At 52.7% G+C, this 18,745-nt stretch carries 20 protein-coding genes and 4 tRNA genes; 11 read left to right on the top strand and 13 right to left on the bottom strand.

Annotated elements, in window-relative coordinates:
• Nucleotides 1-156 precede the first annotated feature (156 nt).
• The 6 genes from ACUN8H_RS14900 to ACUN8H_RS14875 all read right to left on the bottom strand — a co-directional run bounded on the left by ACUN8H_RS14900 (nucleotide 157) and on the right by ACUN8H_RS14875 (nucleotide 2,608).
• Complete coding sequence (locus ACUN8H_RS14900) at nucleotides 157-366, bottom strand: putative motility protein (protein WP_445532850.1); 210 nt, start codon at nucleotides 364-366, stop codon at nucleotides 157-159.
• 139 nt (nucleotides 367-505) lie between these two features.
• Nucleotides 506-1,747: an NAD(P)/FAD-dependent oxidoreductase gene (locus tag ACUN8H_RS14895; RefSeq protein WP_445532849.1), complete on the bottom strand. Its 1,242-nt coding sequence runs from the start codon at nucleotides 1,745-1,747 to the stop codon at nucleotides 506-508.
• 353 nt (nucleotides 1,748-2,100) lie between these two features.
• A tRNA-His gene (locus tag ACUN8H_RS14890) sits at nucleotides 2,101-2,175 on the bottom strand.
• A 34-nt stretch (nucleotides 2,176-2,209) separates the two neighbouring features.
• Nucleotides 2,210-2,284 (bottom strand) — tRNA-His (locus ACUN8H_RS14885).
• A gap of 79 nt (nucleotides 2,285-2,363) precedes the next feature.
• A tRNA-Arg gene (locus tag ACUN8H_RS14880) sits at nucleotides 2,364-2,440 on the bottom strand.
• Nucleotides 2,441-2,531: 91 nt separating this feature from the next.
• Nucleotides 2,532-2,608, bottom strand: a tRNA-Pro gene (locus tag ACUN8H_RS14875).
• Between the two features lie 255 nt (nucleotides 2,609-2,863).
• On the opposite strand from ACUN8H_RS14875, the gene folD reads away from it, so the two are divergent.
• Both folD and mtnN read left to right on the top strand, forming a co-directional pair.
• Entirely contained in the window at nucleotides 2,864-3,736 is an 873-nt protein-coding gene (folD, locus tag ACUN8H_RS14870) for a bifunctional methylenetetrahydrofolate dehydrogenase/methenyltetrahydrofolate cyclohydrolase FolD (protein ID WP_445532848.1), read from the top strand.
• A gap of 36 nt (nucleotides 3,737-3,772) precedes the next feature.
• Nucleotides 3,773-4,480 carry a 5'-methylthioadenosine/S-adenosylhomocysteine nucleosidase gene (gene mtnN, locus ACUN8H_RS14865; RefSeq protein ID WP_445532847.1) on the top strand — a complete coding sequence of 236 codons (708 nt, stop codon included), beginning with the start codon at nucleotides 3,773-3,775 and terminating at the stop codon, nucleotides 4,478-4,480.
• Between the two features lie 75 nt (nucleotides 4,481-4,555).
• On the opposite strand, the gene pyrC is transcribed toward mtnN, so the two are convergent.
• Nucleotides 4,556-5,593 (bottom strand): dihydroorotase, encoded by a 1,038-nt coding sequence (gene pyrC / locus ACUN8H_RS14860; protein ID WP_445532846.1) that lies wholly within the window; start codon nucleotides 5,591-5,593, stop codon nucleotides 4,556-4,558.
• 192 nt (nucleotides 5,594-5,785) lie between these two features.
• Here pyrC and ACUN8H_RS14855 point away from each other — a divergent pair, with 192 nt between their 5' ends.
• Genes ACUN8H_RS14855 through ACUN8H_RS14845 form a run of 3 tightly spaced genes read left to right on the top strand, consistent with a single transcriptional unit; the run spans nucleotide 5,786 to nucleotide 8,064 of the window.
• Nucleotides 5,786-6,202 (top strand): hypothetical protein, encoded by a 417-nt coding sequence (locus ACUN8H_RS14855; RefSeq protein ID WP_445532845.1) that lies wholly within the window; start codon nucleotides 5,786-5,788, stop codon nucleotides 6,200-6,202.
• Nucleotides 6,203-6,209: 7 nt separating this feature from the next.
• Nucleotides 6,210-7,481: an ATP-binding protein gene (locus ACUN8H_RS14850; protein WP_445532844.1), complete on the top strand. Its 1,272-nt coding sequence runs from the start codon at nucleotides 6,210-6,212 to the stop codon at nucleotides 7,479-7,481.
• A gap of 43 nt (nucleotides 7,482-7,524) precedes the next feature.
• Nucleotides 7,525-8,064, top strand: coding sequence for a response regulator transcription factor (locus ACUN8H_RS14845; RefSeq protein WP_445532843.1), 540 nt, complete (start codon nucleotides 7,525-7,527; stop codon nucleotides 8,062-8,064).
• Nucleotides 8,065-8,071: 7 nt separating this feature from the next.
• On the opposite strand, the gene ACUN8H_RS14840 is transcribed toward ACUN8H_RS14845, so the two are convergent.
• Entirely contained in the window at nucleotides 8,072-8,845 is a 774-nt protein-coding gene (locus ACUN8H_RS14840; protein WP_445532842.1) for a 3-hydroxybutyrate dehydrogenase, read from the bottom strand.
• Between the two features lie 55 nt (nucleotides 8,846-8,900).
• Nucleotides 8,901-9,326 (bottom strand): [NiFe]-hydrogenase assembly chaperone HybE, encoded by a 426-nt coding sequence (gene hybE / locus ACUN8H_RS14835; RefSeq protein ID WP_445532841.1) that lies wholly within the window; start codon nucleotides 9,324-9,326, stop codon nucleotides 8,901-8,903.
• Nucleotides 9,327-9,536: 210 nt separating this feature from the next.
• Here hybE and ACUN8H_RS14830 point away from each other — a divergent pair, with 210 nt between their 5' ends.
• Together ACUN8H_RS14830 and ACUN8H_RS14825 are read left to right on the top strand one after the other, a co-directional pair.
• Nucleotides 9,537-9,800 (top strand): GrxA family glutaredoxin, encoded by a 264-nt coding sequence (locus tag ACUN8H_RS14830; protein ID WP_445532840.1) that lies wholly within the window; start codon nucleotides 9,537-9,539, stop codon nucleotides 9,798-9,800.
• A 142-nt stretch (nucleotides 9,801-9,942) separates the two neighbouring features.
• Nucleotides 9,943-10,710, top strand: a complete 768-nt coding sequence (locus tag ACUN8H_RS14825; RefSeq protein WP_445532839.1) for a DUF1338 domain-containing protein — start codon at nucleotides 9,943-9,945, stop codon at nucleotides 10,708-10,710.
• Between the two features lie 70 nt (nucleotides 10,711-10,780).
• On the opposite strand, the gene ACUN8H_RS14820 is transcribed toward ACUN8H_RS14825, so the two are convergent.
• Nucleotides 10,781-11,443 (bottom strand): CoA transferase subunit B, encoded by a 663-nt coding sequence (locus ACUN8H_RS14820; protein WP_445532838.1) that lies wholly within the window; start codon nucleotides 11,441-11,443, stop codon nucleotides 10,781-10,783.
• Between the two features lie 72 nt (nucleotides 11,444-11,515).
• Nucleotides 11,516-12,214, bottom strand: coding sequence for a CoA transferase subunit A (locus ACUN8H_RS14815; RefSeq protein WP_445532837.1), 699 nt, complete (start codon nucleotides 12,212-12,214; stop codon nucleotides 11,516-11,518).
• Between the two features lie 162 nt (nucleotides 12,215-12,376).
• Between ACUN8H_RS14815 and ACUN8H_RS14810 the strand changes: the two genes are divergently transcribed.
• The 3 genes from ACUN8H_RS14810 to ACUN8H_RS14800 all read left to right on the top strand — a co-directional run bounded on the left by ACUN8H_RS14810 (nucleotide 12,377) and on the right by ACUN8H_RS14800 (nucleotide 15,176).
• Nucleotides 12,377-13,273 (top strand): LysR family transcriptional regulator, encoded by an 897-nt coding sequence (locus ACUN8H_RS14810; protein ID WP_445532836.1) that lies wholly within the window; start codon nucleotides 12,377-12,379, stop codon nucleotides 13,271-13,273.
• 122 nt (nucleotides 13,274-13,395) lie between these two features.
• A complete protein-coding gene (locus ACUN8H_RS14805; RefSeq protein ID WP_445532835.1) occupies nucleotides 13,396-14,277 on the top strand; it encodes an acyltransferase in 882 nt (293 codons plus the stop codon).
• A 32-nt stretch (nucleotides 14,278-14,309) separates the two neighbouring features.
• On the top strand, nucleotides 14,310-15,176 hold the full coding sequence (locus tag ACUN8H_RS14800; RefSeq protein ID WP_445533013.1) for a LysM peptidoglycan-binding domain-containing protein: 867 nt from the start codon (nucleotides 14,310-14,312) through the stop codon (nucleotides 15,174-15,176).
• A gap of 108 nt (nucleotides 15,177-15,284) precedes the next feature.
• Here the strand turns inward: ACUN8H_RS14800 and gcvT are convergent, their stop codons facing one another.
• Nucleotides 15,285-16,397, bottom strand: a complete 1,113-nt coding sequence (gene gcvT, locus ACUN8H_RS14795) for a glycine cleavage system aminomethyltransferase GcvT (protein ID WP_445532834.1) — start codon at nucleotides 16,395-16,397, stop codon at nucleotides 15,285-15,287.
• Between the two features lie 118 nt (nucleotides 16,398-16,515).
• Nucleotides 16,516-17,922, bottom strand: a complete 1,407-nt coding sequence (locus ACUN8H_RS14790) for an alanine/glycine:cation symporter family protein (RefSeq protein ID WP_445532833.1) — start codon at nucleotides 17,920-17,922, stop codon at nucleotides 16,516-16,518.
• A gap of 399 nt (nucleotides 17,923-18,321) precedes the next feature.
• On the opposite strand from ACUN8H_RS14790, the gene gcvH reads away from it, so the two are divergent.
• Nucleotides 18,322-18,711, top strand: a complete 390-nt coding sequence (gene gcvH, locus ACUN8H_RS14785) for a glycine cleavage system protein GcvH (protein ID WP_445532832.1) — start codon at nucleotides 18,322-18,324, stop codon at nucleotides 18,709-18,711.
• Nucleotides 18,712-18,745 lie beyond the last annotated feature (34 nt).

Genomic DNA, 18,745 nt, shown 5'->3' with positions numbered 1-18,745 from the left:
AATTCCATTACGGTAATTGTAACGCCTGGAGGCGGTGGTTGTCGCGAATGGCGTCAATAGCACAACCCATGCAAGCGACCAAAAAAAACGCTGAGCAAGTCAGCGTTTTGAGATAGCGAGCGCCTAATGGCGCTGCTTCTTGAGCGTAAAAAATGATTAGGCGTAGGTATTTACTTGGGTGCCTACATTGCCTTCTCTAGCCAAGTCGGGCTGAGCGCCGGTGTCTGCAGATGCTAGAACCTCGGTGACTTGCTGAGACTGGGTATCCAACGCGTCTCTGAATACCTGCATTTGAGCCTGTTCGGCGGTTTGCGCTTGGTTCATATACAGCGAAGCGCTGACTGCACTACTGATCCCAACATCCATATTTCCACCTCGTGGCGTGCGAATGTACTTATAAACTAGCAAAGCATTAGTTCAGGCGCAAAAAAAACATACCCATTCTACTACTCACTTTTACTACTATCGGCTTAATCGATAAAACCATTAGCAAAGGCAACACTGCTTAAAATCTATCTGCGCGAAATGGTGCCATATCAATAGTCGTTGACTCGCCTTCCATCATCTCAGCCATCAGTTGCCCCGTCGCTGGCCCCAGAGTAAACCCTTGATGGCCATGGCCAAACGCAAGCCATAGCCCTGGATGACGCGGTGCCGGGCCAATCACCGGTTTCATATCGGGTAAACACGGCCTTGCCCCTTTCCACGGGGCTTCATCACGGCGCTCTCCCAATGGGAACACACTGCGGGCGACTTTCTCGGCTGCGCCCAATTGATTAACATCGGCAGGCGCATCAAGGCGGTCCAACTCAGCGCCGGTAGTTAGACGAATACCGGCATTCATCGGCGCCAGCAAATAGCCAACTTCTGCATCCATGACCCAGTAGTTCAGCTTGGCCGCTGCTTGCGTCGCATAATGCATGTGGTAGCCACGCTTCACAAAGCTAGGGAAATGATAGCCAAGCTTCTTCAGCCAGCTACCCGCCCAAGGTCCCAGCGCTACAACAACATCGTCTGCTTCTAGCGTTTCTGCAGTAGTGCTCACTTGCCAACGCTCTCCCACCTGCTGAACAGAAGCGATATCGGCCTGCACAATGCGCCCGCCCCCATTACTAAACGACTCGGCATAGGCGGCGACCAATGCACCCGGGTCGGCCACTGTCCATGAGTCTAGCCAGTGGATAGCTCCTATGATGGCATCGCTTAAAGAAGGCTCTTTGGCCTCAAGCTCAGCGCGGTCTAGCTGCTCGAATTGAACCCCATAAAGGCGCCGCGCCTCTTCCGCCTCTTTCAGACGTGCTGTCATTTTTCCCGGCGTACGGTAAAGCTCGAGCCAGCCCTGTTTACGCACCAAGTGCTCCGCTCCAGCAGACTCAATCATTGGACCGTGGGTCTGCAGAGAAAGCTGAATTAACGACGCATATTCCGGCACGATTTTCTGATAAGCCTTCGGCGCCGAGTTCATCCAGTAACGCACTAGCGGGGAAGCGGCATTTAACATGCCCGCCGGGCGGTAGCGAATATCCACTCGACGGTTAGGCAGCACGCTCAAGAGCGTTTTGACGTCCCGTGGGAATGGATAAGGCCTGACGGCTTCTCTCTGAATAATACCCGCATTGCCAAACGAGGTTTCTCGGCCAGGTTGTAGGCGATCCACTACGGTAACATCGTGACCGCGCTGGCGCAGATGCCAAGCAATGCTGACACCCACCATACCTGCACCCAGAACTACCGTTTGACGCGCCATTTTGGTGTACTCCTGTTTACCGATTTAAAACCACTTAACGGACAAAATAACTACTTGAAAAATATCACCAAAACATCCGCATTAACACAGTGGTTATCACTATTTTAGCGAGCTTTTTCAGCAACAAAAGCTGCCAAAATAATTAAAAAGGAAGACTCCACTATTAACTGACATGCTTAGACACACGGCAAGGAATAGAAATTGACTATGCGCAGGGATAAAGTGATGCCGCATTAGCAATAAGGTAAATAAACCAGGAAGCCAGAAACGTCAAAATCCCAATGAAGGGCATAAATACTATATAAAGAAATTAATAGAGCAAAAAAAACAGGGAAGGGAAATTGCTGGGGTAATGGGGTGGATGATGGGACTTGAACCCACGACCACCGGAGTCACAATCCGGGGCTCTACCACTGAGCTACACCCACCACAACCTAAAAAGGGTAACGCAAACATTGTCACTGGGGTGGATGATGGGATTTGAACCCACGACCGCCGGAGTCACAATCCGGGGCTCTACCCCTGAGCTACACCCACCATAGACAATCTTACGTAGAAACAGGCATTGCATGCTTGAAGATATGATTCACTGACAGGTTGTTACCACTGAATTAGGTGGCACGCCCAGCAGGAATCGAACCCGCAACCTACGGCTTAGAAGGCCGTTGCTCTATCCGGTTGAGCTATGGGCGCACAAATAGCATTCAGAAATAACGAATACTGATGAGCACTAGACCACAACCAAAGCTTGGAAAAGCAAACTACTACCTTTCACGTTTAGGTGTGGTCGGGATGGAGGGATTCGAACCCCCGACATCCTGCTCCCAAAGCAGGCGCGCTACCAGACTGCGCTACATCCCGATTTAATCACCCTAGACGCTACCGCTTGGCCCGTCTCAAGCGAGGCATATATTACTATTTTTAATTTTAAAGTCAACCATTAAAGTGATTATTGGTGAAGGCGCTTTGCCTGGATGCCCTAGCGTGCGAAAATTGCAGGCTTAGAACGCGCAGTCGCCTGCGCTAGCGACACTAGGTGCTGCCTTGAATGCCAAGCCGATAAAAGGCTTTAAGACACCGCCTAGGCCTTTTCCATATCCACAGGGATTTCTCTACATGACTGCCCAACTAATCGATGGCAAAGCCATCGCTGCTACTGTTCGCCAACAGGTTGCCGAAAAGGTAGCCGCACGAAAAGATGCAGGCGCACGAGCACCGGGCCTAGCCGTAGTTGTGGTAGGCGATGATCCCGCCTCTCAAGTTTATGTCAATAATAAGCATCGCGCCTGTGAACAAGCAGGGATAATGTCTTTTCAGCATGCCTTGTCCGCCTCGACCTCGCAGCACGAATTGGAAGCGCTGATTGACCAACTCAATAACGATCCGGCTGTAGATGGCATTTTGGTTCAACTGCCACTTCCCAAACACCTAGATGCTGGCCCTATTTTAGAGCGTATTCGTCCTGACAAAGATGTGGATGGCTTTCACCCCTATAACATTGGCCGTTTAGCACAGCGCATGCCGGCATTACGCCCCTGCACACCCAAAGGCATCATGACCTTACTGGCGCAAAGCGATATAGCGCTACGCGGGCTGGATGCCACGGTGGTGGGCGCCTCTAACATTGTCGGACGACCGATGGCGCTTGAATTGATGTTAGCGGGCTGTACAACGACCGTATGTCACCGTTTTACCCAAAACCTTAAAGACCACGTTAGCCGCGCGGACATTGTGGTCGTGGCGGTGGGCAAGCCAGGTATCGTTCAGGGCGAGTGGATTAAACCAGGCGCTATCGTGATTGATGTAGGCATTAATCGCCAAGAGGATGGCACGCTCAAAGGCGACCTGGATTTTGCCACCGCCGCAAAACGCGCTAGCTATATCACTCCAGTGCCGGGAGGCGTTGGGCCAATGACCGTAGCGACGCTGCTGGAAAACACCCTTGAAGCCGCTGAGCAGCACGACTTAGCCCCCCAGGATCACGCCTGAGTTAATTTTACCCCCTTAATGGAGGAGAAAGACCCAGTGAAGCGAATTGGTATTATTGGCGCAATGGCGCAAGAAGTAAGCTCCCTAGCCAGTCAGCTAGACAATGCTGAACGCTATGAGCATGCAGGCTTTATTTTTCACACGGGCACCCGCTATGGCCTTGAGGTCATCGTGTTGCAGTCGGGAATTGGTAAAGTCAACGCTGCGGTAGGTACCGCCATATTGCTGGAGCGACATCAACCTGACGCTATTATCAATACCGGTTCTGCCGGCGGGTTTGCCACCGACCTCGCCATTGGCGATGTGATCATCTCTGATGAAGTGCGCCATCACGACGTTGACGCCGTGGTATTTGGCTATGAGATAGGTCAAGTGCCGGGAATGCCTGCTGCCTATCAGGCCGACTCAGCACTCCGCGACATCGCGCGTAGTGCTATCGCTTCGCTGGGCGAGGTCAACGTGCGCGAAGGATTGGTCGCCACAGGCGACGCATTCATGGCTGACCCTGCCCGCGTCGAAGCAACCCGTGCTCAATTCCCCACCATGCTGGCCGTTGAGATGGAAGGTGCCGCCATTGCGCAAACCTGCTATCTCTATCAATGTCCTTTCGTAGTGATTCGTGCACTCTCGGACATTCCCGGCAGCGGCGACAATCACCTTTCCTTTGATGAGTTTCTGGAAATGGCTGCCGACCACTCATCGCGAATGGTCGATCACATGCTGAAGCAGCTTAGCAAAGACTAGCGCTAAACCTCTGCATATTGACCCGCCGGCAAGACAATACCGGCGGGGCCTATTACACAGGGCAGGTTACTGAGGCTAGGCCTTCATGGCCCAGCCAAGCGCCTCCCCCGCTAACAGCGGAATAATCGTCTCCCCCTGCGCATAGGGATAACTCGTCGGCAGCCGCCACTCGCGGCGTTCTAGGGTAATGGTGTCAGCGTTAGGCGCCAGCCCATAAAAATGTGGCCCGTTAAGGCTCGCAAACGCTTCCAGCTTGTCTAAGGCACCCATTTCGTCGAAAGCGGTGGCGTATAGCTCGATAGCAGCGGGGGCGGTATACGCGCCGGCGCAGCCACAGCTAGATTCTTTTGCACCCTGAGAGTGAGGGGCGCTATCGGTTCCCAAAAAGAACTTATGGCTTCCGCTGGTAGCCGCTTTTAAAAGCGCCTGGCGATGTTGCTCACGCTTGAGAATGGGCAAGCAATAGTAGTGAGGCCGAATGCCTCCGACCAACATTTTATTGCGATTAAACAGTAGGTGATGCGCAGTAATGGTAGCGGCCACGGTGTCGGGTGCTTGAACAACGAACTCAGCGGCTTGCTGGGTAGTAATATGTTCAAATACGACTTTCAACGCTGGGTGGCGCGCCAGTAACGGCTTCATCACATTTTCAATAAATACCGCTTCGCGATCAAAAATATCAATCTCAGGACTGGTAACCTCACCGTGCACTAATAGTGGCATGCCGACCTCGACCATCTTGGCAATTGCGGCATCGCAATGAGCCAGGTCTGTCACACCGGAATCCGAGTTCGTGGTGGCGCCCGCAGGATAAAGCTTGACCGCTTTTACTAGGCCGCTTTGTGCCGCGCGCTCGATCTCTTCGGGGGCGGTGGTATCCGTCAAGTAGAGCACCATTAACGGTTCAAAAGCACTGCCCGCTGGCAAAGCAGCTAAAATACGTTCGTGGTAAGCGATCGCTTGAGAGGTGGTGGTGATAGGCGGCGTCAGGTTAGGCATAATAATGGCGCGTCCCATCTGTGCAGCGGTATGGCCAACGACCGCTTTCAGCGCCTCATCATCACGTAAATGAAGATGCCAATCATCGGGGCGAGTCAGTGTTACAGTGTCCACGGCGAGTCCTGTACTGAAGTGATGTGGGAAAGTGGGTAGCGACAGTATACGCCATTGCGCGATCGGATAAATCCACCGCTTAAGCACCACAGCGACGCCCAAGTGTCGTATCATAATGGCAATTTTCTTAATGAACCCGTATTAACGGCTAGGGTTGATAGCTCGCTTTTAACGTTGAGGATCCGGTTGTTTATGCAGAATGTGCGAAGCTATGCGGATGTCATTGCCAGCCTAGAGGGCGTGCTATGGTTAAGCCTTGCCTGGTCAATTTCGCTGTCGGTGCATATGGGCAGTACGGAACCCACTCTTGGCATTCTATTAGTCATGGGTGCTTTTGTAGTGTTCAGTTGGGCACATCGCCCCTTGCGTTTTTTGCTGGGTCGTTATCATATCCGCAAACGCCGTACCGATATGTGGATACATATCTTAGCGCTGCCGCTGCTGCTAGCGATGTTCTTTCACATCATGCTCGAAGCCCTGCTAGGCAGTGCCTGGTTACCGCCTAAAATGCTGCTCTTCAATATCCTGGCCTCTGCTGGCTGGGCCACCTACGTCATGACCCTGTTTATTAAATTTGTTATTCATGGCCTAAAAAACAGGACCAAGTAAGCTCATCATGCCGACGGCGCTACCCCTTCCCCTCTCGACGCCTAACCGCAACTTAGTGCGGCTCACTATCGTACGCGGCATCACCTGGACCGGTTTTTTACTGGCCATTATCGTGGGTGTCGAACTACTCGCCTTCGATTTGCCGGTAACGGCGGTGGTCAGCGTGGTCATCGCAATGGGCGCCCTTAACATCGCTACCTGGTGGCGGCTTGGCCGTCCGCGGGCGGTCACCCATTTAGAGTATTTACTGCATCTATTGGCTGATATTGCAGGCCTTACACTGCTGTTTTATTTTTCTGGCGGCTCCACCAACCCCTTCATTACTTACTATTTGGTGCCCGTCACCATTGCCGCGGCCACCCTACCCTGGCGTCATGCCTGGATTATTGCGGGCTGCGCGATGGCGGGTTATACGTTTTTAATGTTCTCTTACTATTCCATCCCCCAGCTGGGCCATATTAATAGCGACAGCCCGCTTAGCCTGCACATATTGGGCATGTGGCTAAACTTTGGTCTCTCCGCGGGCTTGGTGACCTTTTTTATTTACAAAATGGCCCATGCCCTGCGTAGCAGGGATCAGGCACTTTCCCGCACGCGTGAAGCCGCACTTCGTAATGAGCAGGTATTAGCAGTGGCTACCCAGGCGGCAGGCACTGCGCACGAATTGGGAACGCCGCTCTCTACCATGGCGGTACTGCTCAAGGAAATGCAGGCTGACGCAGCACCGGATTCTGACTTAAATGAGGATATTACCCTACTGCGTCAGCAGGTGGACGTATGTAAATCACGGCTGCAAAACCTAGTCTCGAATGCTGACCGACGCCGTATGGCGGAACCCGAAGTGCTCGATGCAGAAGAGTGGCTTGCAGGCGTAGTGCAACGCTGGCTAGTGCTCAGGCCTGATGTTAGCCATCAGTTTGAAGTGGCCGAAAAGCGTGGCAGACCCTGGTTGGCTGTTGACGCCACACTTGACCAAGCGTTGACGAATCTATTGAACAACGCCGCCGATGCTAACCCCGAGCAGATTTCGATTCGCTTGGACTGGCAGGATGAGAGCGTAGTGATTGATATCCGCGATCATGGCCCTGGCGTGGCCATGTCGATTGCCGACCAGTTAGGGGAAACGTTCATCTCTACCAAAAGTAAAGGCATGGGCATTGGATTGTTTTTAACCCATGCCACTATCAATCGCTTCGGGGGCGGTGTAAGCCTGTATAATCACCCGGAAGGCGGTACGCTAACGGAAGTGACGCTGCCCCGTTGCGCGGCGCCTCATTAGACCCGAAAGCCCCGCGCATTTCCTTTACTGGATTGAGGACGACATGCAAACGCGAGAGCAACGCCTGCTGGTTGTTGATGACGATGAAATGTTTTGTCATGTGCTAAATCGCGCTTTAACGCGGCGTGGTTACGAGGTTATTGTTGCTCATGATGCTGAGCAGGCCCTGGCGATGGCTGCCCAGCACATGCCTACCATGGCGACTCTCGATCTAAAACTGGAAAATAGCTCCGGTTTAAAACTACTTCCCGAGCTGCTTGCTATCTCGCCTCAGTGTCGCATTGTGGTACTGACCGGCTACTCAAGCATTGCCACTGCCGTTGAGGCTATCAAGCTGGGTGCTGTCAATTACCTCTGCAAGCCAGTCGATGCTGACGACGTGCTCACGGCTTTCGAGCGCCAAAGTGGCGACCCTGATATTGAGCTGGCAGATAATCCGCCCTCAATTAACCGTATCACCTGGGAGCACATCCAGAAGGTGCTCCAGGAACATGACGGCAATATTTCTGCCACCGCCCGAGCACTGGGCATGCACCGCCGTACCTTGCAACGCAAATTACAAAAACGCCCAGTGCGTCGTTAACAGCCTCTTAATGCGCCGTCCAACCGAGATCAATATTGAAGCTTGAGCCGGTTACCGCACCGGCAGCGTCGGATGCTAGGTAGGCGACCAGTTGCGCCACTTCCTCAGGGTCGATGAGGCGCTTGATCGCCGCCTGCTTGAGCATGACTTTCTCAATTACTTCCTGCTCGTCCATACCATGCAACTTCGCTTGGTCAGCAATTTGATTATCCACCAACGGCGTTTTCACATAGGCCGGACATACCGCGTTAGCCGTGATGCCTTGTTCGCCGCCTTCCAACGCTGCGGTTTTGGTCAAGCCGATCATGCCGTGCTTGGCGCTGATATAAGCGGCTTTACCGGGCGATGCCACTTGAGCGTGGATTGACGCTACATTAACGATTCGTCCCCATCCTTTTTGACGCATATGCGGCCAGGCCGCCTGAGTGAGCAGGAAGGGCGCCGTTAGCATAAGATCCATAATCTGACGCCACTTCTCTTCGGGGAACGTCTCGATCGAAGCTACATGCTGAATGCCGGCGTTATTCACCAAGATATCGACACCACCAAAACGCTTAACGGCATCGGCCACCGCGGCACGACAGGCATCCGGATCGGTTAGGTCGGCTTCAAAAAAGGCGGCGCCAGCCTGTTCAGCCACCGCTTTACCCGCCGGATTAAAATCGACAGCCAGCACTTGATGGCCTAGTTGGCAAAAATGCTTCACAACCGCAGCGCCGATACCACTACTGGTCCCGGTTACCAGCGCTACACGCGGCGTTGAAACAGATGAGGAAGTCATAGGCAATTCCTTTTCATATGTGTGCGAAAGATACGTTTAGTATAGCGGTGCGTGGTTAAGCGTCATGCGCATCAGTAGGTTGCATTAAACGCGCCATCATTTGCTGGGCCAGCCTAGCGGCTTCCTGCATATTCTCGAGCTCTTCTAGATCTTGCAAAATCACCCGTTTATAGATGGCATACCCGCCAGGCAAATGCTCAAGAGCGAGCCGGTAGGTGCCTGAAGGCAACAACAGCGTTAGTGAATCAGCCAAGGGGGCCGTAAGGGAGGATTGGTGAGGCACTACTACCAGCCAAAGCTCACAAGGGGTAATCAAGGCCCCCAACATGCTTTCAGCGCCATAATGCTGAAAGCATAGCGCATCAATTCCTAAGCGCGGGTTCCAGCCCTGCTTTTGCTTGATCTGGGCTAGGTGCACATCACGATACACCTTTGCCAGCTCAGCAAGGCAGGCGTATTCGTCAGCAGTCAGCGTATACATTCGTGGTTATTTTTTCCAAGTAATAACGGGTGTCAATGGCTAATGTAGCGAGCTGCTATTGGCGAAATAAGGACTGCTCCTCCACAATGGGCATAGCGTTAGCGGGCAACCTATGCCGCTATTTCACCAGTTAGCCGTTTACCGGTTACTCGTTCTCCGGTTACTCACCACTTTGTATTTTATTTTGCTTATCGTAAAGGAGCTCCACCTATGTTTGTGGTTATTTTTGGTCGTATGTCATGCCCTTTCTGTGTTCGTGCAAAACACCTTGCCGACCACCTGGAAAAAGCGGGTAAAATCGAAGGATACCGCTATATTGATATGCCCTCGGAAGGCGTTACCAAAGAAGACATTGCCAAGACGGCGGGTAAACCTATTCATACCGTACCGCAGGTATTTGTCGATCAAACCCATGTCGGTGGTTTTACCGAGTTTGACCAGTTTGTCCGCGACAAACAGCTCCTTGCCGTTTAAGAGTAAAAGCGGTCAGGACCACGCGGGCGTTAAAACGCTCGTTAATAGCCGTTGAACCCTTGCCTACCTAGCTTGCCTATAATACTGAGCAGTTACTCAATGGCTCACGCTAGGTGTGCCACGTTTGGGCAAGGAGTTCACCATGCAGCGTCAGGAGTTCGTTCAGCAGTTGTGGCTTGACTATGTACACACCCATCCCGGCATTGGCGCCTTGAGGCTATGGCCTTTATCGACCGCTGCAGAGTATTTAACGTTGGTCACACTCAACCATGGCCCATTTTCTGCCACGGCATTAAGCGGCAACCTAGCGCACATGGGCTACCGTGCTGTCGGTCATTACGCCATGGCGGATAAAGGACTATTAGTCCATTTATTGGCCCCAAGCGATGGCAGTAGCTGGTTGGTGCTGGCAGAATTGCAAATTGGCACCCTCTCGAAAGCGCCGCGTGAAGCCATTGAAGGGCTTGTGCGTGAGTCGCACCCACAGGACTGCAAAGGGCATAACTTGCTCTGCCGCGGTCGGCCCTGGCCAATGCCTTCGTGGGCGCTTTATCAACAATTGCAGCAAGCCCACCCGCTAGCCGCCTGGATTGCAGTCATGGGCCCTCGCCTGCATCATGCCGGGTTCGACTGTGGCCAGCTTGGCGAGTCATTAGAATGCCTGGATCAACGTCTTTACGAGGTGGGAATGCCAAGCCTTCAAGGGCAACAAAATGGCGTTTTTACCGTGTCGTCGCTTTTAGAGCATCGTTTCTACCCAACGACACCACAGAAAGCCGTATTCGCCGATGGGGATGAGCATCGCCTGTGCTTGGGCGGCTTGGCCCTAGTGCAACAACAGATAACGCACAATAACGAGCGTTTAGTAGATGTGCTGCTACCCGCACACACACGTTGTGAAATGGCGTGAGACACTGACGTTCAACAGCCAGCGTCCCATTTTTTGCATGTGATTCAATTAAATAGGATAAATTGGCTTATTAGGTATCGAACGTCATTTCGGGCACATGGTCCGGCACAATGAGTTTGCCTGCTGTTTTTTCGACGATTTCTTCAACGCTAACGCCCGGCGCACGCTCTTTTAGAATAAACGCGCCGTCTTTAATTTCCAAATAAGCCAAGTCGGTCAGCACTCGGTTAATACAGCCGGCCCCTGTCAGCGGCAGTTCGCATTTTTCCAGCAACTTGGATTCGCCATGTTTAGAAGCATGGGTCATGGTGCAGATAATATTGTCGGCACCGGCGACCAAATCCATGGCGCCGCCCATTCCTTTGATAAGCTTGCCGGGGATCATCCATGAGGCGATATTGCCCTGCTGGTCTACCTCGAATGCGCCCAGTACAGTCAAATCCACATGACCACCACGAATCATGGCAAACGATTCAGCTGAAGAGAAAATCGCCGCGCCAGGCCGCGCCGTTACGGTCTCTTTACCCGCGTTGATCATATCCGCATCGAGCTCTTCTTCGCTGGGATAACGGCCCATGCCCAGCAGTCCATTCTCGGACTGCAGCATGACATCGATACCGTCCGGAATATAATTGGCCACCAGCGTGGGAATGCCAATCCCCAAATTGACGTAAAAGCCATCTTGAAGTTCGCGTGCGACGCGCTGGGCCATCTGTTCACGTGTTAAAGCCATGGTGACTACCTCTTGTTGAATCGTTAAATGAGAAGCGAGAGAGACTTCTGTACGTTAAGTTTTGAGAAAGACTTAACTGCGTACCGTGCGTTTTTCGATACGCTTTTCAAAGGTGCCTTGAATAATCCGATCCACATAAATACCTGGGGTATGGATCTGGCTGGGCTCGAGCTCTCCCGGCTCCACAATTTCTTCAACTTCAACCACGGTGATTTTTCCCGCCGTGGCGGCCATGGGGTTAAAATTTTGTGCCGTATGGCGATACATGACATTGCCATAACGGTCCGCTTTCCAACCCTTTACGATGGCAAAATCACCAATAATGGCCTCTTCTAAAATATAGTGGCGATCATTAAAGACCCGAACTTCTTTACCTTCACCAATCGGCGTGCCGTAACCGGTGGCGGTATAAAAAGCGGGGATACCCGCGCCTCCGGCACGCATTTTTTCCGCCAACGTGCCTTGAGGCGTCAGCACCACCTCAATTTCATCATTGAGCATCTGCTTCTCAAACAAGGCATTTTCGCCGACATAAGACGCCAGAATTTTTTTGATTTGGCGATCCTCTAGCAGTATCCCCAGGCCAAAGCCATCCACACCGCAGTTATTCGACACTACGGTGAGGTCTTTAACCGCACGGCGCTTGATCTCGGCGATCAGGTTTTCTGGAATGCCGCATAAGCCGAAGCCACCAGCGATGATGGTCATACCACTTTCGATGCCTTCCATTGCTTCTTCGTAGGAAGCTACTCGCTTATCGAATCCTGCCATTGTCGTGCCTCACGTTGTTGTCATTGATAGGAGTGGTCATTGTGTAAGCTGCCAATGATGCATAACCGCATCTAAAGATAGTGCCAGTGTTGTACCAGATGATATATTTGTTAAGTTTGTTTTTCTTATCAATTTATTTGTAAAAATAATAAAAGGCATTTTATGACGGTCAAGCAGCTTCGCGCCTTTCTGGTAGTCGCCCAAACGCTCAGTTTTACTCAAGCCTGCGAGCGCCTGCATTTATCTCAGCCAGCACTGAGCCTGGCGATTAAGGGGCTGGAAGCGTCGCTGGGAGGCAAGCTGTTAATCCGCAGTACTCGAAGCGTTAGGCTAACCCCTGAAGGCGAGTCACTGCTACCGTTAGCCAAACATTTGCTGGCCCAGTGGGACAATACCGAAGAGCGCTTACGCCAACGCTTCACCCTCCAACTGGGGCGACTGAGTGTCGCTGCCATGCCTGCCTTCGCCTGTAACTTGTTACCTGCAGCGTTAGTCAACTTCCGACGACAATACCCGAAAATCAATATTACAGTGCACGATGTCATCAATGAGGAAGTCACTGAAATGGTGCGTTCTCGTCAAGTAGAGATGGGCATCGCCTTTTCACCCGAAGGCACGGGGAGCCTGCTCTTCACCCCGCTGTTTGAAGATCATTTTGTGGCCGTGGTGCCCCCAACGTCTTCACTAAATCAGGCTTCACAGCTAGCTTGGTCGACGCTTCTTGGACACGACTTCATCACTCTTCAACGCCCGTCAATGGTACGCCGTTTACTTGAACAAGAGCTGCGAAAACAAGCAATGGAACTGCCAGTGGCATTTGAAAGCCACCAGCTCTCCACCGTAGGTAGGATGGTGGCCGACGGTTTGGGTGTCAGTGCAGTACCTTCCATGTGTATTCGCCAAATGCATGAACTGGGAGCGCGCTGCATCCCACTGACAGCGCCTGCGATCTCATGCCGGGTAGGTATTTTGACGCATCAAGAGCTATCCGTTGCCGCCCACGCGCTTCGCACTGTATTACTCAAGACCGTTCAAGCACCTTCGCTAGCTCTCGATTAAGCCATCACTAAACTAAATCGTCATTAAGGTGATGCAGTAAGCGGGGTTTATGCTGGGCAGCGTGGCTAGGATCATTTAGCATTCAATATTACGCTATTCGTCTGACGGTAAGGAAACGTGGTATGCCTATTTTAAAGGGGCTTGTCAGCGCACTGCTGCTAACGCTCAACACGCTATTTTGGGGCGTACCGCTGATTCTATTAACGCTGCTCAAAGTCATTGCGCCCGGTCAGCGGCTGAAACAGAAGGTATTGCGGGGGTTAAATAGCGTGGCGCTCAACTGGATTGGTTTCAACCTGTGGTGGATGCACCATTGGTTAAAACCTGACGTCACCATTACGGTTCCCGAGCAGTTGAGCCCTCAGCAGTGGTGGCTAGTGATCTCCAACCACCGCAGTTGGACCGATATCTTCATGCTGTTTATGGCCTTACACCGGCGTATTCCCATGCCGCGTTTTTTTCTGAAGCGTCAATTAATCTGGATTCCTATCGTGGGTTTGGCTTTTTGGGCGCTAGAATTTCCCTTCATGCGCCGTTTTAGCCGCGAACAAATAGCGAAGAACCCTAAACTTGCAACGATTGACCGCGCCTCTACCGAGCGGATGTGCCAGCAGGCACGTAATGCGCCCATTGCGATTTTCAATTTTGTGGAGGGCACGCGGTTTAGCGTTGCTAAGCGCGACATCCAGCAAAGTCCTTTCCGCCATTTATTACGCCCTAAAGCGGGGGGCGTCGCGCAAGTTCTTAGCCTGCTAGGCAGTCAGTTAGATGGTATTCTGGATGTGACAATAAGCTATACCAATCCCTCCCCTACTTTTTGGGGTTTTTTGTGCGGCAATGAAGCACCTATTACGCTGCACGCAAGGCAATTAGCTATTCCCCAGTGGATGTACGCACCTAATAACCACGACGAAAAGCAGCATAAGGAACGTTTCCACACATGGATCAATTCACTCTGGCGGGAAAAAGATGGCCTGTTGGACGGCAGCACCCATCACGACTGATTGGCTTGATCAGCTCGTGTCTACTAGTCGGAATGCTTGTCGGCTGTGCCAGTGCCCCACAATCTTCATCGCAGCGTGCGGCGGTTCCAAGTACGGCTCAGATTAGTGGCAACTGGGTACAAGTGCAGCGCGGTGATACGTTGGGACAAATGGCGGCTCGGGCTAATGTCCCGTTAGAGCGATTACAACGATTCAACCCCGGCGTGAATGCACGGCGCCTTGAGGTAGGCCAACGACTCTTGATCCCCACGCAGCAAGAGCGCGCGCCCTCGGGCGGCCCTTATCGTTACCAAATTCGCCCGGGCGATACGTTCTCAAGCGTGGCCCGCCACTTTAGCACCACCAGTGGGCGCATACAGAGCGCCAACCCTAGCGCGACCCCTACTAACCTTCGCGTCGGCCAGGTGGTCAGCGTGCCTCTTGGCGGTTCTGCGCCACGAAGCGCATCCAGCAGCAGCGGTTCAGCTAACGCTAGCCGTCCCGCTGCCACACCCAGTAGTGCGCCCAGCCAAGCACTGCCAAGTTCGGCCAGACGATGGCCCTGGCCGCTGGATGATTATCGCGTCGTTCGTCGCTTCGGTCCTGATAGCCGTGGCACGCTGCAGCCTATGTTACTGGCTACTCAAGCCGGCGCCCAAGCAAAATCCGTCGCCTCCGGCGAAGTACGTTTTGCTGATGGCATGCGTCAGTTAGGTGAAGTCGTGATCGTCCACCATGCCGACAACCTACAAACCGTGTATGCGCTGTGTGATCGCATTTTAGTCGAGGTAGGCAAGCAAGTAAGCGCGGGTGATGCGCTTTGTGAAGTCGGGCAAAGCAGCGCCACACAACGCTATGATCTGCTGTTTGATCTGCGCCAAGGGGGCAAGCCCATCGACCCAAGGCAGGTGCTGCGCTAACGCGTTTCGTAACGCTATTGCTAAAGTGCATGTTAAAACCCTTAAAAACAAACGGCCCCTGTTTAAACAGGAGCCGTCGGGTTAAGCAGGCTAGCCTCAGCCGTTATATTAGCCGCGATAGTAGCCAGGTTTTACAAACGGCATTGGGGTAACCACCATTGGTAGCTGCTTACCCCGCACTACCGCGTATACGGTGCTTTGGGGGGCTTCCAGCTCACGGCTCACGTAGCCCATCGCGACTGGCTTGCCAACGCTTGGCCCAAAGGTGCCTGAAGTAACACTGCCCACTTCATTACCGCCTTCATCCACCAGCGTCGCCCCCTCACGAACCGGTGCACGCCCGTCGGCTAACAGGCCAACACGCTTACGGGTATGATCTTTGGTATCCACTTGGTGCAGGATAATGTCAGCGCCCGGAAAACCTCCAGGGCGCTCGCCACCGTGACGGCGGGGTTTACCAATCGCCCAAATCAGCCCAGCTTCAACGGGCGTCGTCTGCATATCCATATCATGCCCATAGAGGCAAAGCCCGGCTTCAAGACGCAGAGAATCTCGCGCCCCAAGGCCAATTGCTTCTACTTCGGGCTCGGCTAGCAGCCGTTCGGCGAAGGCTTCACAGGCATCAGCCGCCACTGAAATTTCAAAGCCATCTTCACCGGTATACCCACTGCGGCTCACCCACACTTCTTGCCCCGCAATGGTGAAGCGGCCATGCTGCATAAACACCAGCTCGCAGGCTTCAGGGCACAATCGTTGCATTACATCCCGCGCCTGGGGGCCCTGGAGCGCCAGCAGACCGCGGTCTAATGTCACAATCTCATGGGTCGACGCTAGATTTAAACGTAAATGCGCTAAATCCTGATCTTTACAAGCAGCGTTCACCACGAGGTAAAAATGATCACCAGCATTGACCACCATCAGATCGTCGATAATGCCGCCTTCGCTGTTGGTCAACAGCCCGTACCGTTGAGCGCCCTTATCAAGCCCTACTAAATCGGCGGGTATCAAGGTTTCCAGCGCTTCAGCAACGCTATCGCCGGAAACGCTAATCTGCCCCATGTGTGAGACGTCAAACAAGCCACACTGTTGGCGAGTGTGCTCATGCTCTTTTTTGACCCCCAGCGGGTACTGCACAGGCATTTCGTAGCCAGCAAAGGGCACCATTTTGGCACCCAGTTTAAGGTGCAGCGCGTGCAGCGGCGTTTGCTTCAATTCTGACATGGGGGCTTTCCTCACTTAAATTTCTTCACTAAAAAAGAGAGCGGGAAGCCACCTATCTGTGCCTTCCCGACTCCCTTCACCCATTTTTCACTGCTACCTACCTAACAAGCGGCGCATTTTATTGATCATGTTCTAGCTCTTCACCCGGCAGCACATCTTTGCCGTCGAAATAGTCCTTGGTTAGCTTAAAGACTACCGGCGAAAGCAGTGCCAAGGCAATCAGGTTGGGAATGGCCATCATGGCATTGAAGGTATCGGCCATTAACCAGATAAATCCCAGTTGAGCGATAGCGCCTAGGGGGATCGCCAACACGAACAGCACACGGTAGATCATGATAGAACGGGTTCCAAACAGAAACTGGCAGCACTTTTCACCATAAAACGACCAGCCAAGAATGGTGGTAAACGCAAAAATGGCCAAGGCTACCGCGACAATCTGGTTACCAAACCCTGGTAGCGCGGCGTCAAACGAGAGTGCTGTCAACGACGCGCCCGCCTCGCCCTCTATCCACACGGTCGAAGTCAAAATGACCAATGCCGTAATCGTGCAGACGACGATGGTATCGATAAAAGTGCCCAGCATAGCGATCAAGCCCTGACGCACCGGGTTTTTGGTTTTGGCCGCCGCATGGGCAATCGGCGCACTACCTAACCCTGCTTCATTAGAGAAAATGCCGCGTGCCACACCAAAACGAATAGCTGCCATTACCGCAGCACCTGCAAAACCACCGGCAGCGGCCATGGGATTAAAGGCGTAGTAGAAGATCAATCCAAAGGCTTCACCGATTTGTCCGGCGTTGATAATCAACACCAGCAGGCCTGCTACCACATAGGCAATGCCCATGATAGGAACCAGCTTACCCGCCACCTTGGCAATACGCTTGATGCCGCCGAGTATTACCGCTCCAGCCAACACCATCATGACAACACCACTAAGCCATGTGGGGATACCGAAAGTAGCGTCCATGGCATCAGCGACCGAGTTAGATTGCACGGTGTTACCAATACCGAACGCGGCTACCGCACCAAAGAAAGCAAACACACCGCCAAGCCAAAGCCACTTTTTGCCCAAGCCGTTTTTGATATAAAACATCGGCCCACCGACGTGAAAGCCAGTGCTATCTGTTTCGCGATAGCGCACTGCCAATACCGCCTCGGCAAATTTTGTCGCCATGCCCACCAAGGCGGTAATCCACATCCAAAAAACCGCACCGGGGCCACCAAGCGCAATCGCTGTGGCAACACCCGCAATATTGCCGGTGCCAATCGTCGCTGAAAGCGCTGTCATCAAGGCATCAAAGGGAGATATTTCGCCCTCATCGCCGCCTTTGGCAACCCCTTTCCCCACGCTGGGTTTTAGTTCGCGGCCTGCCCACATTAGCTTGAAACCCATGCCGAGCTTTCTAATCGGCATCAGTTTCAAGCCAAGCTGTAAGTAGATCCCCACACCCAAAAGCAAAATCAACATGACGGGGCCCCAGACCACGCCATTGATTGCCCCCAAAAGGCTCGTTAAAGTTTCCACATGTATCTCCTCACTCCGTTGGTTAGGAATAATTATTGCATTTTTGACCGCCGCTAGTGTTGATTAGCATGCGATTTACTTGTTTTACACCATGAACTCAGCAAGCATCTAGGGTGATGTCGCTTGCGCATAGAGGATGCCGCTTTTTTCATAACCTCGGCTAGGTGATAAGGTACCAGATTCGTAACACGAATTGCGTCGCCAAGGAGCTATGAAGAAATTTGTTTCCAATCGGAAACACGGTAACATGCACCCCTATTCGCGTGGTTATACCAAGTCATCGGACTTGGCTAAGTGCTCAACCGTGCACCCGCTTTTACGCTATCCGACAGTCGCCAAGTCGTACGACAACCGCTAGTATGCTCGGGTCCAGAAAACTGTTTCATATAGGAAATCATCATGAGCAATCTGCCTGCCAATCTTCGTTACGCTGAAAGCCACGAGTGGGTACTTGACCACCAAGATGGCACCGTTACCGTCGGCATTACCGATCACGCTCAGCAAGCCCTGGGTGATGTGGTCTTTGTCGAGCTGCCTGAAGTGGGTGCAGCCCTGACGAAAGGCCAAGAATTTGGCGTGATTGAGTCGGTTAAAGCCGCTTCGGATCTTTACTCCCCCGTTGCTGGCGAAGTGATTGAAGTGAATGAAGCTCTGGAAGACGCTCCCGAAACGGTCAACGAAGCGCCTTATGAAGGCGGTTGGATCATGAAAGTTCGCTTAGACAGCAATGCCATTGAGGGTCTGTTAGATGCTGATGCCTACCAGGCAACACTAAGCGCCGACGACTAAATTTTATATCAGCGCCTGCCACTCACAGCAGGCG

The organism is Vreelandella sp. V005, from assembly GCF_052645115.1.
Note: the sequence above shows the minus strand (reverse complement) of the source record. Positions and strands in the feature narration are given on the sequence as shown.

Bases quoted from the DNA above. Each gene is read 5' to 3' on its own strand.
- ACUN8H_RS14900 (WP_445532850.1), bottom strand. From the start codon at position 366: ATGGATGTTGGGATCAGTAGTGCAGTCAGCGCTTCGCTGTATATGAAC.
- ACUN8H_RS14845 (WP_445532843.1), top strand. From the start codon at position 7,525: ATGCAAACGCGAGAGCAACGCCTGCTGGTTGTTGATGACGATGAAATG.
- ACUN8H_RS14820 (WP_445532838.1), bottom strand. From the start codon at position 11,443: ATGGCTTTAACACGTGAACAGATGGCCCAGCGCGTCGCACGCGAACTT.
- ACUN8H_RS14810 (WP_445532836.1), top strand. From the start codon at position 12,377: ATGACGGTCAAGCAGCTTCGCGCCTTTCTGGTAGTCGCCCAAACGCTC.
- gcvT (WP_445532834.1), bottom strand. From the start codon at position 16,397: ATGTCAGAATTGAAGCAAACGCCGCTGCACGCGCTGCACCTTAAACTG.
- hybE (WP_445532841.1), bottom strand. From the start codon at position 9,326: ATGTATACGCTGACTGCTGACGAATACGCCTGCCTTGCTGAGCTGGCA.
- ACUN8H_RS14805 (WP_445532835.1), top strand. From the start codon at position 13,396: ATGCCTATTTTAAAGGGGCTTGTCAGCGCACTGCTGCTAACGCTCAAC.
- ACUN8H_RS14825 (WP_445532839.1), top strand. From the start codon at position 9,943: ATGCAGCGTCAGGAGTTCGTTCAGCAGTTGTGGCTTGACTATGTACAC.
- folD (WP_445532848.1), top strand. From the start codon at position 2,864: ATGACTGCCCAACTAATCGATGGCAAAGCCATCGCTGCTACTGTTCGC.
- ACUN8H_RS14830 (WP_445532840.1), top strand. From the start codon at position 9,537: ATGTTTGTGGTTATTTTTGGTCGTATGTCATGCCCTTTCTGTGTTCGT.
- ACUN8H_RS14855 (WP_445532845.1), top strand. From the start codon at position 5,786: ATGCAGAATGTGCGAAGCTATGCGGATGTCATTGCCAGCCTAGAGGGC.
- gcvH (WP_445532832.1), top strand. From the start codon at position 18,322: ATGAGCAATCTGCCTGCCAATCTTCGTTACGCTGAAAGCCACGAGTGG.
- ACUN8H_RS14895 (WP_445532849.1), bottom strand. From the start codon at position 1,747: ATGGCGCGTCAAACGGTAGTTCTGGGTGCAGGTATGGTGGGTGTCAGC.
- ACUN8H_RS14840 (WP_445532842.1), bottom strand. From the start codon at position 8,845: ATGACTTCCTCATCTGTTTCAACGCCGCGTGTAGCGCTGGTAACCGGG.
- ACUN8H_RS14815 (WP_445532837.1), bottom strand. From the start codon at position 12,214: ATGGCAGGATTCGATAAGCGAGTAGCTTCCTACGAAGAAGCAATGGAA.
- ACUN8H_RS14850 (WP_445532844.1), top strand. From the start codon at position 6,210: ATGCCGACGGCGCTACCCCTTCCCCTCTCGACGCCTAACCGCAACTTA.
- ACUN8H_RS14800 (WP_445533013.1), top strand. From the start codon at position 14,310: ATGCTTGTCGGCTGTGCCAGTGCCCCACAATCTTCATCGCAGCGTGCG.